Source organism: Paraburkholderia sp. (genome assembly GCF_036488795.1).
GTDB lineage: Bacteria > Pseudomonadota > Gammaproteobacteria > Burkholderiales > Burkholderiaceae > Paraburkholderia.
Map to the genome: position 1 here is coordinate 43571 of NZ_DASXHA010000004.1, position 15299 is coordinate 58869.

Sequence of the window (15299 nt, forward strand, 5' to 3'; positions counted from 1 at the left end):
AAAAAAAACCCGCCCTGTGGCGGGTGTCAACAACCAAGCAGTGATGTGCTTAGCGCTTGTTGACGGCGTCCTTGAACGCCTTACCAGCCGTGAACTTGACAGTCTTGGCGGCCGGGATCTTGATGGTTTCGCCCGTCTTCGGGTTACGGCCCGTACGTGCTGCGCGCTTGCCCGAACCGAAGCTACCAAAACCGATCAGCTGGACCGCATCACCCTTCGACACAGCCTTCTTGATCACTTCGAGCAGCGTGTCCAGCGTTTCGCCGGTTTGAGCCTTGCTGGCGCCCGTCTGACCTGCGACGGCGTCGATCAGTTCCTGTTTGTTCATTAAGGTTCCTTTCTGGTTTAGGTTGACACGAACAGCGCGAACGCGCCGATTATACGTGCGCGGGCCGCGCCGTCGAGCAGCAACGGCTCCGGAGCATTCCGGACCAACACGTCGGGCAGGTCGCTGCATGACAGTCGTGCTGCCGCTTAGCTTCGCGGCGCTTGCTATGATAGCGCAGCGCAAACCCAAGCAGGACAAGGGTTTCGAAGAATTACGCGGTTGTTTGCCCGAGCTATTCGGGAAATTACCATTTTTGTCATTGCCGGACTCGAACTCCCCGTCCAATCAGGGCTTTACAGGAGGCTGGCGTTGGTTTTTGCCAACGTTCGCGGCACGAATCAGCCCGTGAAGGCCCTCGGCGCGACGGCCGGCATGCCCCGTCCGGCAAGCCTTTTCCCGCTCGTCCGATGATTTTTTGCCGCGCATGACCGATCCGCTGATCCCCGCGACGCTCGCGTTTCGCGACAACGGCACGCCGTTTTCACCGCGTTACGACGACATCTATCACAGCGCGGTGGGCGGTCTTGCCCAGGCGCAATACGTGTTTTTGCAAGGCAACGGCCTACCCGGACGGTGGCAGGGCAGACGCGTTTTCACGGTGCTGGAAACCGGCTTCGGCATGGGCATCAACTTTCTGATGACCTGGGCTCTATGGCGCCAGGACCCTGCTCGTTGCGAGCGCCTGCACTTCGTTTCGACAGAAAAACACCCGTTTACAAGGTCCGATCTGCTGAAGGCCTACGCCGCGACCATGACGGATGAGTCGATCGCCGAGCTCGGGCGCACGCTCGCCGACGCGTGGCCGATGCTCGTGCCCGGCACGCACCGGCTCGAATTCGAGGACGGCCGCGTCACGCTAACACTCGTCTTCGGCGACGCCGCTCAAACACTCCCCACGCTCTGGATGCGTGCCGACGCGTTCTATCTGGACGGCTTCGCGCCGGCGAAAAATCCCGAACTGTGGGCGCCGGCAATCTTCAGATCGCTCGCCCGCATTGCCGGCGACGATGCGACTTTCGCCACCTACACGAGCGCGGGCGAGGTCAAACGCGCGCTGACCCAGTGCGGTTTCGAATACCGTAAAGTCGACGGCTTCGGCTGGAAGCGCGCCATGCTGACGGGCCGCTTTGCACCGCGCTGGCGGGTGCGCCGGCATGAGCCGCCGACAGCGCTCGCGGTGAACGAGCGGCATGCAGTGGTGATCGGCACCGGGCTCGCGGGCTGTGCGGTGATCGAACGGCTCGCAGCACGCGGGTGGCGCATCACGTCGCTCGAACGGCATGCGGCGCTCGCTCGCGATGCATCGGGTAATCCAGCGGGCGTGTTTCATCCGATGCTCTCACGCGACGATAGCGTGGCCTCGCGCATCACACGTGCCGGCTTCCTCTTTGCGCTGCGGCGGTGGGCAGCACTCGCGCAGGCGGGACATCACCCCACCCGCGGTGGCGAAGGCTTGCTTCAGCTCGCCGCGAGTGAAGAGGAGGCCGACATGATGGCAACTGCTTTGGCATCCTTCGCATATCCGGCGCACTACGTCACGCCGGTTACGCGCGCAGAAGCGCAGAGGATTGCGAACTTGCCTGTCGCGCAAGCCGGCTGGTTTTTTCCGCACGGAGGCTGGATCGATCCGGCCACGCTTTGCGCTGCACAATGCGCGGCCGCCGGGGAGCGGCTCGAGCGACGTTTCGGCGTCGAAGCCGCGCGCATTGAACGCGCTGGTGATCAATGGAACGTGTTGGATCTCAGCGGCGAAGTGGTCGTTCGCGCGCCGGTCGTGATCTTTGCCAATGCACATGACGCTGCCCGTGTCGCCGGTTTGAACTACGCCCCGACCGGCAGCGTGCGCGGCCAATTGACTCTGCTGCCTGCGGACAGCGTGGCGTCGCCGGCGTCGTTGAATGTTCCGGTGGTCGGCGAAGGTTACGCCGTACCGCTGGCGGATGGCGTCACGCTGACCGGCGCGACCTACGATATCGACGACCCTGAATGCTCAGTTCAAACCGCAGGGCAGATCGAAAATCTCGAGCGCATCGCGCGGATGCTGCCCGCTTTCACTCGAACCATCGACACGCAGCATGCTGCGTCGCTGCCCGGGCGTGTCGCGTTTCGCTGCGTCACGAGCGATCGCTTGCCGATGATCGGCGCACTGGCCGACGAAGCCTCCGCCATCCACGACGCCGACCGTCTGCGCGGTGCGTGGCCCCTCGATCTGCCTCGCGCTGCCGGCTTGTACGGCGCCTTTGCGTACGGCTCGCGCGGCCTCGTCTGGGCCGCTCTGGGCGCCGAACTGATTGCGTCGCAGATCGAAGCGGAGCCGTGGCCGCTTGAACGCGACCTGGCTGAAGATCTCGACCCCGCGCGTTTCCTCCTGCGCGCGCTGCGGCAGGGTACGGCTCGCTGAAACACCTCCCCGTCAAATCCGCGAAACGTCAAACGCATAAAAGTTATCCACGCCGTTCTGTGGATAACCGCTCTGTTTACGAGTGAAACGCGTGTGGACGGCATGTGGACGTAAACGGGGTAACTTTGCCGCGCGGCAAAACAGCAAAAAGTTACCCAAGGATCCAAGCCGTGGCCGCACACGCTGTGCAGTCGGTTGTGCGTTCGGCAACGCACTGATTCGGTTGGGTAAACCGGGGTTATCCACAGAAATGGGGCAGACTTGTTAACTGCTACTACGTATACATACAGGTAAACATATAAACAGAAAGGCCGTCGCGCCTCGACGTTCATCAATGAAGCAAACAGCCGGATTCAAAAGCACTGTGAAGCAGGGGAAGCGGACGGGACATGCGCCATCGCCGGCAACCGTCACAGCGATACTGCAGTGATCGGAAGCGGTCGATTTTTCTTCTTCTTCGGCTAAAGAAGCCCATTTTTACCGCTTCGCGGGCTAGTTCGAGCGTTTTCCATCACACCGGAAAAGCTATGGCACAATCGCCGTTCTTTCCGCGTCATGCCTGTCGTCAAAGGGCTGACGTACCAACGGAACGGTGCCGGTCCATCAGACTCTGATTCAAGTCGACGGCGTTCTTTCACCCGTGTCGCGCTGCAGCAGCACGTTCGAATTCACCGCGTGACAGTGCGTGGGTCCGACGCGTTCAGTTTTCACCCGATCGTTGTCAGTTCGCAAGGCTGGTCGACGCAAAGTGAACGCAGCAAACAATCCATCGTGCGTTTGCGTGGTCGCCGGTGTTTTCGCCGGTTCGTGTCGCCTGCTGTTGCCGGGCGCGACTATGTTGAGTGGGATTGGAGTAAGGGCTTCGCATGGTCGACGGCTGAAGCGCTAACTCCGGTCGACCGCGTTACAACTGCATGGGACCGGAGTAAGCGCTGAAGCACTAGCTCCGGTCGACCGCGTTACAACTGCATGGGACCGGAGTAGGCGCTAAAGCGCCAACTCCGGTCGACAAAGGAGATCTCATCCCGATGAAGTCGGCGTTTTCATTTTTTCCAGCCTGGCCGCTCTCCCCTGATGCCATATTCTGGGCAGGGCTCGCACTGCTCGTTGCCGGGCTCTGCGGCGAATTGTGCTACCGCGCATGGCGTCTACCTCGTATTTCCGGTTATGCAGTGATCGGTCTGGTCGCCGGTGCGGCAGGTTTCGGCGTGATCGATGCCGATTCGGCCAGGGCAGCCCGGCCCCTCCTCGATGTCGCGCTCGGCCTGCTGCTGTTCGAACTCGGCAGCCGGCTCGATTTGCGCTGGATTCGCCGCAACCCATGGCTGATTCTTTCGAGCATCGCGGAAGCCACCCTGACCTTCGTGTTCGTGTTGCCCGTCCTGTTGTTTCTCCATGTTCCAACCATCGTCGCACTCGTGCTTTCATCCATCGCCATGGCCACATCGCCCGCAATGGTGATTCAGTTGAAAACCGAGTTGCGCGCAGAAGGCCAGGTCACGCAACGCCTGATGACCTTGACCGCGCTCAACAGCATGTATGCCGTCGTCATTGAAAAGCTGGCGTCCAGCTGGCTGCATCAGGAAGCTTACGGCAACGTGTTCGCGACCATTCTGCAGCCGCTTTATCTGCTGATCGGCTCGCTGGTTCTCGCCTATGCGCTTGCGCGCACCTGCACGTTCTTCTATCGCCGCATGAACATGCAAGACGAACATTCCTTCGTCGCCCTGTTTGGTCTCGTGCTGCTCGCCATCGCCATCGCGCATCTGTTCAAACTCTCGACGATTCTCAGTCTGCTGGCGGCGGGCATCATCGTGAAAAATCTGGAAGCGCGCCCGCAACTGTGGCCGCAGCATTTCGGCACGGCCGGCTGGCTGCTGACGGTGATCCTGTTCGTGCTGACGCTGACGACGTTCGAATGGAAAGACATCGGCATAGGCGGACTCGCCGCGCTGGGTCTGATTGTTGCGCGACTCGCCGGTAAGCTGATCGGCGTGCTCGCATTTGCGAAACCGAGCGGCCTGAACTGGAAGCAGGGCGTGGCGCTTGGCTTGTCGCTCTCGCCGATGTCGGCACTCGCGTATCTGCTCGTCGACGACACCTACAGCCTCTATCCGAACTTCGATCCGAGCCTGCGCGCCATCATGATGTGCTCGATCGTCGTATTGCAGATCGTCGGACCATGGCTCGTGTATCGCAGTCTCGCTCTGGTCGGCGAGCGACGCGAATGAAGCATGCGAGTGAGCGGATTGGTCCGCTCCGCACGCCTCGTCGACATTGAATTTGACAGTGAAAACGGCTGGACGCATCGAACTCGTCCGGCCGACTTGAATCAGGGGACGCCATGTCACTCGAACGCTTCGTCGATTCGAAACCGTTCACCTTCGGTATCGAACTCGAGATGCAGATCGTCAACACCCATGACTATGATCTGACCAAAGCCGGATCCGATCTGTTGCGGCTCATCAAGGATGAAAAAATCCCCGGCAACATCACGCCGGAAATCACCGAAAGCATGATCGAGCTCTCGACCGGCATCTGCACGTCGCATGAACAGGCACTTGCCGACCTGCGCACGATTCGCGACACGCTCGTGTCCGCGGCCGATCGTCTGAACGTCGGTTTGTGCGGCGGAGGGACGCACGCCTTCCAGCAATGGAGCGACCGCCAGATTGTGGATACGCCGCGCTTTCAGTATCTGTCCGAACTCTACGGTTACCTTGCGAAGCAGTTCACGGTGTTCGGGCAGCACGTGCACATTGGCTGTCCGGATGCAGACAGCGCGCTGTTCCTGCTGCATTCCATGTCACGTTTTATTCCGCACTTCATCGCGCTGTCGGCATCGTCACCGTTCGTGCAGGGTGTCGACACGGGCTTTCATTCCGCGCGCCTCAATTCTGTTTTTGCATTTCCGCTTTCCGGCCGCGCGCCGTTCGTGCTGACCTGGGACAGCTTCGAAGAATATTTTTCGAAGATGGTGCACACGGGCGTCGTGAACAGCATGAAGGATTTTTACTGGGATATTCGTCCAAAGCCTGGCTTCGGGACCATCGAGGTGCGCGTGATGGACACGCCGTTGTCGGTGGATCGTGCCGCAGCGATTGCCTGCTACATCCAGACCCTCGCTCGTCATTTGCTGCTCGACAAACCGCTCACGCCGAAGGAAGACGATTACCTCGTCTACACGTTCAACCGCTTTGAAGCCTGCCGCTTCGGGCTGGCCGGCACCTGTATCGATCCGCAGAGCGGGGAGCGCAAGACGATTTCGGAAGACATTCTGGAGACGCTGGAACGGATCGCGCCGCATGCGGACGCGCTGGGTTCAGGCAAGGCGCTGGCAGAGGTGGGGTCGATCGCGCGTGGTCAGGTGAATGACGCAACCTGGGTGCGCACGGTGTTCGAACATGAGAAGTCGCTGCATGAAGCGGTGCGGCAGCAGTGTCTGCAATGGCGCGCCTGATGCTCCGCCGCTGGGATTACGACTGACTTCGTGGCCCACCTACCGCAAAGGAACCCGCTGAACTTCGGTTTTGCGGGTTTTTTTTCGTTGTCCCGTTTCCAGATCGGGCTTCCCTAAAGGTTTCTAAATTTTACGTATACAAACGTAGTAGTAGTTAACAAGCATTGCACTCGCCTGTGGACAACTGAATAATTCCCTGCAAAGTCATAGTCCTGCGTAAACTATAAGTAGGCGGTTCCGAGGTGCATCGGAGCCGGGAAGTCAGGATAAGTATGGCGCTTCAAGATTGGCAATACACTTTATCAAGAATCGGTGCACACCCAGTCAGCGGCCTTTTCCCGCGGTTATCCACAGGGGGCGTTGGATAAGTTAGCTGTACGATTCTCCGCTCTCGCATAGAATGTCGGTTTCGCAGCTTCGACGTCGTTGCGCTGCCGGTCGGTGTCACAGGACGCGGCGATGATGGGGCCACGCAAAAAAGTGTTGTAGAAGGCGTCAGAACTGACGTGTGAAGCGGTACATTTTCGAGATAGAAGTTCAGTCCGTCCGATGTTGGACGAGGCTGCCCCCACAGGCTGCCGGCGTGTTCACGCCCGACGGCCAGCTAAGCAGCGGCATGCTGTCAATAACCAACGAAAGATTATGAGCGAAGGCGTATACGGAGAGCAGGCAACCGGGCGTGTCACCCACAGCCTATTGCGACTGAGCACGGCCATGCGGAGCCAGGCATGGGAATGGGCGGAAGGTGCGGGTCTCACGCCCACCCAGGGCGAGATTCTGGTGTTGCTGATGCAACGCAAGGGTCCCATGCGTCTGGGCGAAATCGCACGTGAAACGGCGTTGACTGCCGCCACCACGAGCGATGCGGTCAGCACACTCGAAAGCAAAGGCCTGGTCGAAAAGCGCCGCGCGCTCGACGACGGCCGCGCACTCGCGGTGCGTCTGACGGCCCGCGGCCGTACGGCGGCCAAGCGCGCCGCGCAATGGCCGGACTTCCTCGCGAAGGCGGTCGGCACGCTGCGCGACGACGAACAGGCGGTGTTCTACCGCACGCTGCTGAAGACTGTGCGTCAGCTCGAAGCGCAGGACGATATTCCGCCGCACCGGATGTGTCTGACGTGCGTGCATTTCGAACCGAGCAAGAATCCGAAGAAAACGCCGCATCATTGCAAGCTGCTCGAACTGAAGATGTCCGACACGGATGTGCGCCTCGACTGCTCGGTGCACGAAACCGCTGACGTCGCGACTCAGAAGAAAATCTGGAAGATCTACGCGCAGTAACGCGCCGTCCGCTACACGGCACGGCTGGTCTGGCCGGCGGCGTATGCCGTCGGCGAGGCGGGTCCGTGGCGTGTGGCGGCGTGTCTTTTGTCAAAGTGAGGGTGGGCTGTGCCGATGAATCACGAAGTTCTGGCCATTCGCCATGTGCACTTCGAGGATCTGGGCAGCCTCGAGCTGGTGCTGGGCGAGCGCAGCCGGCCAGTGCGCTATCTTGACGTCGGCTTTGCGCGCATCGAGGCGCCGGACCCCGTCGCGCCTTCCTTGATGGTGGTGCTTGGCGGCCCGATTAGTGCTACAGACGATTTGCGCTACCCCACGCTGCTGCCGCTGGTATCCATGATCGAAAAGCGCATCGCGGCGGGTTTGCCCACCTTGGGCATTTGCCTCGGCGCGCAAATCATTGCAAGGGTGCTGGGCGCACGGGTCTATCCGGCGGCCCACACGGAACTGGGCTGGACGCCGCTCACGCTCACCGATGCCGGTCGCGCGTCGCCCGTGCGTCATCTGGATGGCGCACTTACTTCCATGCTGCACTGGCACGGCGATACCTTCGATCTGCCTGCCGGCGCAACCCGCCTCGCCTCGACGCCAGCCTGCGAAAACCAGGCGTTCACGTGGGGCGACCACGTGCTGGGGCTGCAATGTCATCCGGAAATCCGCGCCGACCGCTTTGAGCCATGGTTGATCGGCAATGCCGGTGAGCTCGTCGCGCATGGCATCGACGTCTGTCAGTTACGTGCGGACACCGCGCGTTTCGGTCCGCGCCTCGAAGAAGGCGCACGTCAGATGTTCGGCGAGTGGCTCGACCAGGTCGAAAAGAAGAAGCCATAAGCAGGCGAGGGCGGCTTCGCAAGAACGGCGCGAACGACAATCAGCAAGCTAAAAGCAGGCTTCCCGGCGTCCGCGAAAAAGCTCTGCACGACTATCCTTTCGAACATTACGCCGTCTGGCGTGAAGCATGACGCGACCGGAGCCGGCCGCCCCGCACGACGCCTTGTCATGCACCGGACCATCCGCGGTGCTATGCTCATTCGCTCCCCCGCCTTCCCTGGACCTCTTCCATGAGCGCGCTTTTTTCTCCGCTCACGCTGCGTAGCGTGACGCTTGCCAATCGCATCGTTGTGTCGCCAATGTGTCAGTACTCCGCCGAGCGCGGCGAGGCAACCGCGTGGCACATGATCCACCTGGGCAGCATGGCGCTTTCGGGCGCGGGCATGCTGTGCATCGAAGCGACCTCGGTAGAGCCCGAAGGCCGCATCACACCCGGCGACCTCGGCTTGTGGGACGACGTCACAGAAGCCGCACTCGTGCCCGTGCTCGCGGCTATTCGCAAACATTCATCTATTCCCGTCGCGATGCAACTGGCGCATGCGGGCCGCAAGGCATCGAGCCATGTGCCCTGGGAAGGCGGTCAACTGATTCCCGTCGCTGAAGGTGGCTGGTTGCCGCATGCGCCATCGGGATTGCCGCACAAAGCCGGCGAAGAGCCGCCGCTTGCACTCGACACGGCCGGACTCAACCGGGTCCGCGAAGCTTTCGCGGCGTCGGCGCGGCGTGCGGCGCGGCTCGGGATCGATGCGCTCGAAGTCCATGCTGCACACGGCTATTTGCTGCATCAGTTTTTGTCGCCGCTTGCCAATCAGCGCAGCGACGAATATGGCGGCTCGCGCGAGAACCGCATGCGTTTTCCGCTGGAGATCTTCGAAATCGTGCGCGCGGCATTTCCGGCCGACAAGCCGGTAGGCCTGCGTGTCTCGGCGACCGACTGGGTCGCCGGTGGGTGGACGCTCGAGGACACGATTGCTTTCGCTCAGGAGTTGAAGAAGCGCGGCTGCGACTGGATCGACGTGTCGTCGGGCGGCGTGTCGCCGCTGCAAAAGATCCCGCTTGAACCGGGCTATCAGGTGCCGTTCGCCCATGCGGTGAAAAAGGCCACGGGTCTCGTGACGATCGCCGTGGGTCTCATCACGGATCCGTTGCACGCGGAACAATTGATCGAAGAGGGCGATGCCGATCTGATCGCGCTGGCTCGCGGGCTGCTGTACAACCCGCGGTGGCCGTGGCACGCAGCGGCCCAGCTGGGCGCGACGGTCGAAGCGCCGCCGCAGTATTGGCGCTCCCAGCCCCGCGAGCAAAAGGCACTGTTCGGCGATATTTCATTCGGACAACGCTAGGCATGCACGCGACTTTTACGCGGCTTTAATGCGCATCGCGCGCTGATGGCTTTTTGACGGTTGAACGAAGCCATATCAAGCGTGTACGATGCCGGTTGTGACGCACGCGCGTTGCAAGTTGACGCGGCGCCCCCAAGGCGCCGCGTTTGCTATTCGCGTCAGGAAATCCGGCGGGCAGCATGAAACGGATTTTGACGACAGCAGAGATGTTCATCCCCAGTTCTTCACAAGGATTCATTCAATGAGTTCACGCAGGATCGTCGTGCGCCGTTCGGGAGTGCATGGCAAAGGCGTGTTTGCCCTCGAACCGATTGCGGCCGGCGAGCGCCTGATCGAATATAAAGGCGAACGGATCTCGTGGAAGGAAGCTTTGCGACGTCATCCGCACGATCCGAAAGAGCCGAATCACACGTTTTATTTCGCCCTGGATGAAGGCGGAGTGATCGACGGCAAAGTGAACGGCAATAGCGCGCGCTGGATCAACCACTCGTGTGCGCCGAACTGCGAAGCCGAGGAAATTGACGGGCATGTCTACGTTCACGCGTTGCGCGATATCGAGGCCGACGAAGAACTGTTCTACGACTACGGTCTGGTGATCGACGCGCGCCAGACCAGGAAGCTGCAGAAGGAATACGAGTGCCGTTGCGGCGCGCGCAAGTGTCGCGGCACGATGCTCGCGCCGCCCGAAAAGGCGGAAAAGAAACGCAAGAAGAAGAAATAACGCACGGGCTGCGGGAGTCGAATCCCGGCAGCCCGGCAGACTCATTGCGGAATCAGATATCGATCGGCGCCTGGTGCGCCGATTTCTTTGGCGCGCGCCGGCTGTCGCGTGGGTTGGTATCGCGCGGCGTATCGAGTGAAGTGAGCGGAACCCGCACGATGAAACGTGCGCCGCCGTCGGGCGAGTCTTCGTAATGCACGCTGCCCTTGTGCAGCACCATGATGTCGTGAACGATCGCAAGGCCGAGACCCGCGCCGCTGTCGACGCCGCTTTCGCTCTGGCCGTCGCCACGGAAAAAGCGTTTGAAGAGGTCTGCCTGCTGCACCAGCGGCACGCCAGGGCCATTGTCTTCAACAATGATCTCTGCGAACGGCACACCTTCGATCAGGCTTTGTGAAACCGTCACGGTGATGCGGCCGCCGTCGAAGCGCGAGGGCGGCACGTACTTCAGCGCATTGTCGAGCAGGTTCGCGATGACCTCGTGCAGCAGCACAGGGTTGCCGCGCGCGATCAACGGACGGTCATTGGCGGGGTCGTCGAGGCGCTGGAAGCCGAGGTCCACGCGCACGCCGAGTGCGCGCGGCACCCATTCAGCGCCGGTTTCGAAGGCGAGCGCAGCCATGTCGACGTTCACGAAGCGCGCGGCCTGCTCGCCAGGCTCCGCGCGCGCAAGCGACAGCAACTGGTTCGACAGCCGCACGGCGCGATCAGCCGCTGCCCGCAGTTCACGCACTGCCGCGAGCGTTTGCTGCGGATCACGAGCGGTCGCTGCCTGTTCGGCATGCAGCTTGACGGCAGTGAGCGGCGTGCGCAATTGATGAGCCGCGTCGGCGATGAACTTGCGTTGCGCATCCAGTGCGGACTTCAGACGATCGAGCAACGCGTTCAGCGCGCCGGTCAGCGGCCGGATTTCCACCGGCACATAAGTCTCGTCCACGGGCTCCAGTGACGTATGCGTCTGCCGGTTGAGCGAATCGGCAAGGTCGGTCAGCGGATTGAGCTGCTGGTTCACGACGCGCCACACGATTACCCAGCCTGCCAGCAGCAACAGCAGCAGCGGCAGCATGATGGCAATCAGGAACTCGGCGGCAATCTCGAAGCGGTGCTGGACCGGCTGACCGACCTCGACGACGATCGGATTGCCCACTGGTTGATCTACCCGCACCTGGGCGACGCGCACGGTGACACCCTGATGGGTAGTCTCGAACACATACGCATAATGCATGCGGCGTACGCTGGTACCTTGCAGCGGCAGTTTCGGATCACCCGCGATTTCAGTTTCGCCATTGCTGATCCGATAGACGAGATGTTCGACCGGGTCCGAGAACATCGCCTGGGCGAGCGGCGGCACGGTGATCGGCGCGTCGGTGCCGGCAATCTGGATCTGCTTGGAGATGGCGGTGGCGAGGTCGGCCAGCGACCGGTCGACCACGTGTTGCGTGTATTGCCACGCAAGCCAGTACGCAATCAGGCCGCTCATCAGCGCGAGCAGGGAAAGGGGCGCAGCGAGGCGGCGCAGCAACGTGCGACGCAGGCTATTCGCGGCCGGGTGGGGCATGGTCGAACGCGCGAGAAAGAGGCGAAGCGGCAAGGGAACCGCTAAAAGCCGGGACGCCGGGATTGCGCATTCATGCGATGAATGCGCAATCCCGGCCCCGGCGCCGTCAGGTCAGCGGACCAGAACAGCCTTGCAGGCGGCCATGGTCCCAACCTTCATGGCCATTATGCGGCCTGACGGATTTCCTGCAACAGATAGCCGAAGCCACGCACCGTGACGATCTCGACGCGGCAGTTTTCGAGCTTTTTGCGCACGCGGTGCACGTAGACTTCAATCGCGGTGTCGCCGAGGTCGCCGCCGAAGTGCGTCAGGTGATCCTGCAGCTGGGCTTTGCTGACCACGCGGCCATGGCGCAACAGCAGCATTTCGAGTACGGCAAATTCACGCGGCGACAGTTCGAGCGGCTTGTCGTCGTTGAAGATGCGGCGATCGACGCCTGACAGGCGCACGCCACCCAACGACACTTCCGGGCGCGGCATGTCGCCGTGCGGGCCGCTGCGGCGCATCACCGCGCGGATCCGTGCTTCGAGTTCGGCGGGTTCGAACGGCTTCAACATGTAGTCGTCGGCACCGGAGTTCAGGCCTTGCACGCGGTCGTTGAGTTCGTCGCGCGCGGTCAGCACGATGACAGGCGTATGCCGGTTGCTCTGGCGAAAACGCGACAGCAGCGTCATGCCGTCGATGCCGGGCAGACCCAGATCGAGGATCACGAGTTCGTGGCGGTTTTGCGTGAGGGCCTGTTCGGCGAAAATGCCGTCGTGGACCATGTCGACCGTGAAGCCGGCTTGTTCGAGACTGCTTTGGATGCCGCGCGCGATAGGGCGGTCATCTTCGATCAGAAGGAGTCGCATGGGTTTCACTCAAGTACAATGGGTTTAGGCGTTGGGCACGCGGTTCGCCGGTGCGCATGCTGCACAGAATGCCGCGCGGCGCCAACTTGCCTGCGGCCGTCAGGCGATCACGAAAGTCATGTCCGATATTACGATCCACGAACTGGAAGCCGCGATCAACTTCTTTCGCGCGCGCTCACCTTCGAGCGGTGACGAACGGGTTCTGTGCAAGGAGGCAAGCGCGCTCTCCAAGCCGTATGCGCTGCTGATTGTACAGCGTCAGACGGCGCTATCGCCGGAAGCTTTAGACCCTAAAGCGCGGGAAGCCTGGGATTCTTACGTCCGCCTTAATAATGGCCTGTAGAAGTGAAGGTTTGTGAGCCGGAATGCCTGCAATTTGCTTTCATTTTTAGGTCAAAAACGGCCATTGTGCCACTTCGTGTGGCCTTCATGCTCCCATCATTGCGCTTTCATCCTTGCTTTCAACGAACTGGTTACAAGGTATTACAGGCTAGCTTTCCTGCGATGCTTTGGCGACCTGATCGATAAATCGCGCCAGCGTGATATCGCGCTCGGTCAGGCCGTTTGCCTCATGCGTCGACAGCGTGATCTCCACCTTGCTGTACACGTTGAACCATTCGGGATGGTGATCCATTTCCTGCGCCTTGATTGCCACGCGCGTCATGAAACCGAATGCCTCATTGAAATCCGCGAATTTCAGTTGACGCTGGATTGCGTCGCGGCCCGCGACGGCTACCCAGCCATGCAATTGCGCCAATTGGGTGGCGCGCTCTTCCGAAGTGAGTGTGTGGATCATCAGGATGCCTCGCTTTCTGTTCGCGTGTCTGGAATGGCGCGCGCATCCCGCTATTTTTCCACGGATCGGATGGCGCCGCCGACCGACGCCCTTGCGTGCGGCGGTGCGCGAGTCAGACGTCGTCGTCGGTCGGCCAGCCTTCCTGTGTGCCGCGATTGAGCACGCGGTCGGCGGGAAGGATGTCGCCCGCGGGGTAGGCTTCGGCGTCAGCGAGGTTCGCTAGCAACGGGCCCAGATCGGTGCGTGCGACGTCGAACAGTTGCGCGAAATCATCCAGCACAAAGTAAGTCTTCTGAAACGTGTCGATCCGGTAGCGCGTCTGCATCACGCGTGCGAGGGCGAAGCCGAGCCGGTTGGGCGCTGCACTTTCGAGGCTGTACAGCGTTTCGCCCTTGCTCGACACAATGCCCGCGCCGTAGATCTGCACGCCGTTCGGGCTGGCCGCATCGCGAATCAGGCCGAATTCGACGGTGTACCAGTAGAGGCGGGCGAGCAGGGGCAGCGCGCCGAGGTTGCCGGCGGCAAGCGCCGCGCGGCCATACGCGTGCATGTAGTCGGCGAACACCGGGTTGATCAGGAGCGGCACGTGGCCGAACAGATCGTGAAAACAGTCCGGTTCCTGCAGGTAGTCGAGCTGGTCCGGGCGGCGCATCCACCAGGTTACCGGGAAACGCCGGTTCGCCAGATGCTCGAAGAACACCTGTTCCGGTACGAGTCCCGGCACCGCGACGATTTGCCAGCCGGTGGCGGGCATCAGGCGCTCGTTGATGGACGCGAACGACGGCACGTGTTGCGCCGACAGGTTCAGCCGCTCGACGCCGGCCAGAAAGGCGTCGCAGACCCGACCCTTGAGGATGGCGGTCTGGCGCGTGTAGAGCTGCTTCCACACCGCGTGATCGACGGCGCCGTAGCGGTGCATCGGCTGGTCGATGGTGAAGTCGGCGCGGGTTTCGAGGCCGGCGTCGAACTGTTCCTGCAGTTTGGCGGTGGTGGGGCTGGACATCGTGGATGCGTGGCCATAAGTGATTCAAGGAAGCCAGTGTAGAGCGGGTAAGATGCGGGATGGGCGCAAAGCAAGCTTGTTGTAGTTATTTTATGCAATAATCGTGCATAGAAATGTGAATCGATGCGGAGATTAATCATGCTGGAACTGGATCACTTCGATCTCGCGCTGCTGGAGGTCTTGCAGCGCTTCGGACGTGCGACTCATCAACAACTAGGCGAGCAGGTGCCGTTGTCGCCATCGCAGATCGGCCGGCGGCTGCAGCGTCTCGAGCAGGTAGGCGTGGTGGACGGCTATCGCGTCGTGCTGCGTCCGGAGAAGCTCGGCCTCGGCGTGACCGCGTTCACCAGTCTGAAGCTCAAGCATCACGGCGATTCCATCATCGAGCAGTTCCAGCAGCAAATCGACGTGCTGCCCGAGGTATTGGAGTGCCACGCGGTGGTGGGTGATGCGGATTATCTGTTGCGCATCGTGGCGCCGGATCTGAACGCGTTGTCGTCGTTCGTGATGAAGAAGCTGATGCGCGTGCCGGGCGTGGACAGCGTGCGCTCGAATATCGTGCTGACCACTTTCAAGCGCAATGGGCCGTTGCCGCTCGGGCATCTGTCGCCGGGTACGGCCGCCAGTTGAAGGCGGCCGTGCGCTTATGAAAGTACGTTAGCGGCTCAGGTCATCTTCAGGCCACCTTCAGCGGTTGGCTGTCCGGGCTCAGCAGATCCACGTAAG

15 protein-coding genes are annotated in these 15299 nt (G+C 61.3%); 10 read left to right on the top strand and 5 right to left on the bottom strand.

Annotated features, from left to right (window positions below):
• Positions 1–49: 49 nt before the first annotated feature.
• Entirely contained in the window at positions 50–328 is a 279-nt protein-coding gene (locus tag VGH41_RS00690; protein ID WP_074262967.1) for an HU family DNA-binding protein, read from the bottom strand.
• Positions 329–455: 127 nt separating this feature from the next.
• Between VGH41_RS00690 and VGH41_RS00695 the strand changes: the two genes are divergently transcribed.
• The 8 genes from VGH41_RS00695 (at position 456) to VGH41_RS00730 (ending at position 10365) form a co-directional block, all read left to right on the top strand.
• Positions 456–677, top strand: a complete 222-nt coding sequence (locus VGH41_RS00695; RefSeq protein ID WP_331595379.1) for a hypothetical protein — start codon at positions 456–458, stop codon at positions 675–677.
• A gap of 75 nt (positions 678–752) precedes the next feature.
• The gene (gene mnmC, locus VGH41_RS00700) at positions 753–2729 is read left to right on the top strand and encodes a bifunctional tRNA (5-methylaminomethyl-2-thiouridine)(34)-methyltransferase MnmD/FAD-dependent 5-carboxymethylaminomethyl-2-thiouridine(34) oxidoreductase MnmC (RefSeq protein ID WP_331595380.1); all 1977 of its coding nucleotides are present in this window, start codon (positions 753–755) and stop codon (positions 2727–2729) included.
• 1028 nt (positions 2730–3757) lie between these two features.
• Positions 3758–4960, top strand: coding sequence for a cation:proton antiporter (locus tag VGH41_RS00705; protein ID WP_331595381.1), 1203 nt, complete (start codon positions 3758–3760; stop codon positions 4958–4960).
• A 113-nt stretch (positions 4961–5073) separates the two neighbouring features.
• Positions 5074–6189 (top strand): YbdK family carboxylate-amine ligase, encoded by a 1116-nt coding sequence (locus VGH41_RS00710; RefSeq protein WP_331595382.1) that lies wholly within the window; start codon positions 5074–5076, stop codon positions 6187–6189.
• Positions 6190–6831: 642 nt separating this feature from the next.
• Positions 6832–7470: a MarR family winged helix-turn-helix transcriptional regulator gene (locus VGH41_RS00715; RefSeq protein WP_331595383.1), complete on the top strand. Its 639-nt coding sequence runs from the start codon at positions 6832–6834 to the stop codon at positions 7468–7470.
• 114 nt (positions 7471–7584) lie between these two features.
• Complete coding sequence (locus tag VGH41_RS00720) at positions 7585–8301, top strand: glutamine amidotransferase (RefSeq protein WP_331595384.1); 717 nt, start codon at positions 7585–7587, stop codon at positions 8299–8301.
• A 230-nt stretch (positions 8302–8531) separates the two neighbouring features.
• Complete coding sequence (locus VGH41_RS00725) at positions 8532–9644, top strand: NADH:flavin oxidoreductase/NADH oxidase (protein WP_331595385.1); 1113 nt, start codon at positions 8532–8534, stop codon at positions 9642–9644.
• A gap of 241 nt (positions 9645–9885) precedes the next feature.
• On the top strand, positions 9886–10365 hold the full coding sequence (locus tag VGH41_RS00730; RefSeq protein WP_331595386.1) for an SET domain-containing protein: 480 nt from the start codon (positions 9886–9888) through the stop codon (positions 10363–10365).
• Between the two features lie 52 nt (positions 10366–10417).
• On the opposite strand, the gene VGH41_RS00735 is transcribed toward VGH41_RS00730, so the two are convergent.
• Positions 10418–11923, bottom strand: a complete 1506-nt coding sequence (locus tag VGH41_RS00735; protein ID WP_331595387.1) for a sensor histidine kinase — start codon at positions 11921–11923, stop codon at positions 10418–10420.
• Between the two features lie 164 nt (positions 11924–12087).
• Positions 12088–12774 (bottom strand): response regulator transcription factor, encoded by a 687-nt coding sequence (locus VGH41_RS00740; protein WP_074262960.1) that lies wholly within the window; start codon positions 12772–12774, stop codon positions 12088–12090.
• Between the two features lie 118 nt (positions 12775–12892).
• Here VGH41_RS00740 and VGH41_RS00745 point away from each other — a divergent pair, with 118 nt between their 5' ends.
• Entirely contained in the window at positions 12893–13117 is a 225-nt protein-coding gene (locus VGH41_RS00745; RefSeq protein ID WP_331595388.1) for a DUF3717 domain-containing protein, read from the top strand.
• 147 nt (positions 13118–13264) lie between these two features.
• Here the strand turns inward: VGH41_RS00745 and VGH41_RS00750 are convergent, their stop codons facing one another.
• Both VGH41_RS00750 and phhA read right to left on the bottom strand, forming a co-directional pair.
• The gene (locus VGH41_RS00750; RefSeq protein ID WP_414696557.1) at positions 13265–13576 is read right to left on the bottom strand and encodes a 4a-hydroxytetrahydrobiopterin dehydratase; all 312 of its coding nucleotides are present in this window, start codon (positions 13574–13576) and stop codon (positions 13265–13267) included.
• A gap of 106 nt (positions 13577–13682) precedes the next feature.
• Positions 13683–14573, bottom strand: coding sequence for a phenylalanine 4-monooxygenase (gene phhA / locus VGH41_RS00755; protein WP_331595389.1), 891 nt, complete (start codon positions 14571–14573; stop codon positions 13683–13685).
• A 138-nt stretch (positions 14574–14711) separates the two neighbouring features.
• Between phhA and VGH41_RS00760 the strand changes: the two genes are divergently transcribed.
• The gene (locus tag VGH41_RS00760) at positions 14712–15203 is read left to right on the top strand and encodes an Lrp/AsnC family transcriptional regulator (RefSeq protein ID WP_331595390.1); all 492 of its coding nucleotides are present in this window, start codon (positions 14712–14714) and stop codon (positions 15201–15203) included.
• Positions 15204–15299 lie beyond the last annotated feature (96 nt).

Bases quoted from the DNA above. Each gene is read 5' to 3' on its own strand.
- VGH41_RS00725 (WP_331595385.1), top strand. From the start codon at position 8,532: ATGAGCGCGCTTTTTTCTCCGCTCACGCTGCGTAGCGTGACGCTTGCC.
- VGH41_RS00735 (WP_331595387.1), bottom strand. From the start codon at position 11,923: ATGCCCCACCCGGCCGCGAATAGCCTGCGTCGCACGTTGCTGCGCCGC.
- mnmC (WP_331595380.1), top strand. From the start codon at position 753: ATGACCGATCCGCTGATCCCCGCGACGCTCGCGTTTCGCGACAACGGC.
- VGH41_RS00745 (WP_331595388.1), top strand. From the start codon at position 12,893: ATGTCCGATATTACGATCCACGAACTGGAAGCCGCGATCAACTTCTTT.
- VGH41_RS00690 (WP_074262967.1), bottom strand. From the start codon at position 328: ATGAACAAACAGGAACTGATCGACGCCGTCGCAGGTCAGACGGGCGCC.
- phhA (WP_331595389.1), bottom strand. From the start codon at position 14,573: ATGTCCAGCCCCACCACCGCCAAACTGCAGGAACAGTTCGACGCCGGC.
- VGH41_RS00695 (WP_331595379.1), top strand. From the start codon at position 456: ATGACAGTCGTGCTGCCGCTTAGCTTCGCGGCGCTTGCTATGATAGCG.
- VGH41_RS00730 (WP_331595386.1), top strand. From the start codon at position 9,886: ATGAGTTCACGCAGGATCGTCGTGCGCCGTTCGGGAGTGCATGGCAAA.
- VGH41_RS00720 (WP_331595384.1), top strand. From the start codon at position 7,585: ATGAATCACGAAGTTCTGGCCATTCGCCATGTGCACTTCGAGGATCTG.
- VGH41_RS00715 (WP_331595383.1), top strand. From the start codon at position 6,832: ATGAGCGAAGGCGTATACGGAGAGCAGGCAACCGGGCGTGTCACCCAC.
- VGH41_RS00760 (WP_331595390.1), top strand. From the start codon at position 14,712: ATGCTGGAACTGGATCACTTCGATCTCGCGCTGCTGGAGGTCTTGCAG.
- VGH41_RS00705 (WP_331595381.1), top strand. From the start codon at position 3,758: ATGAAGTCGGCGTTTTCATTTTTTCCAGCCTGGCCGCTCTCCCCTGAT.
- VGH41_RS00710 (WP_331595382.1), top strand. From the start codon at position 5,074: ATGTCACTCGAACGCTTCGTCGATTCGAAACCGTTCACCTTCGGTATC.
- VGH41_RS00740 (WP_074262960.1), bottom strand. From the start codon at position 12,774: ATGCGACTCCTTCTGATCGAAGATGACCGCCCTATCGCGCGCGGCATC.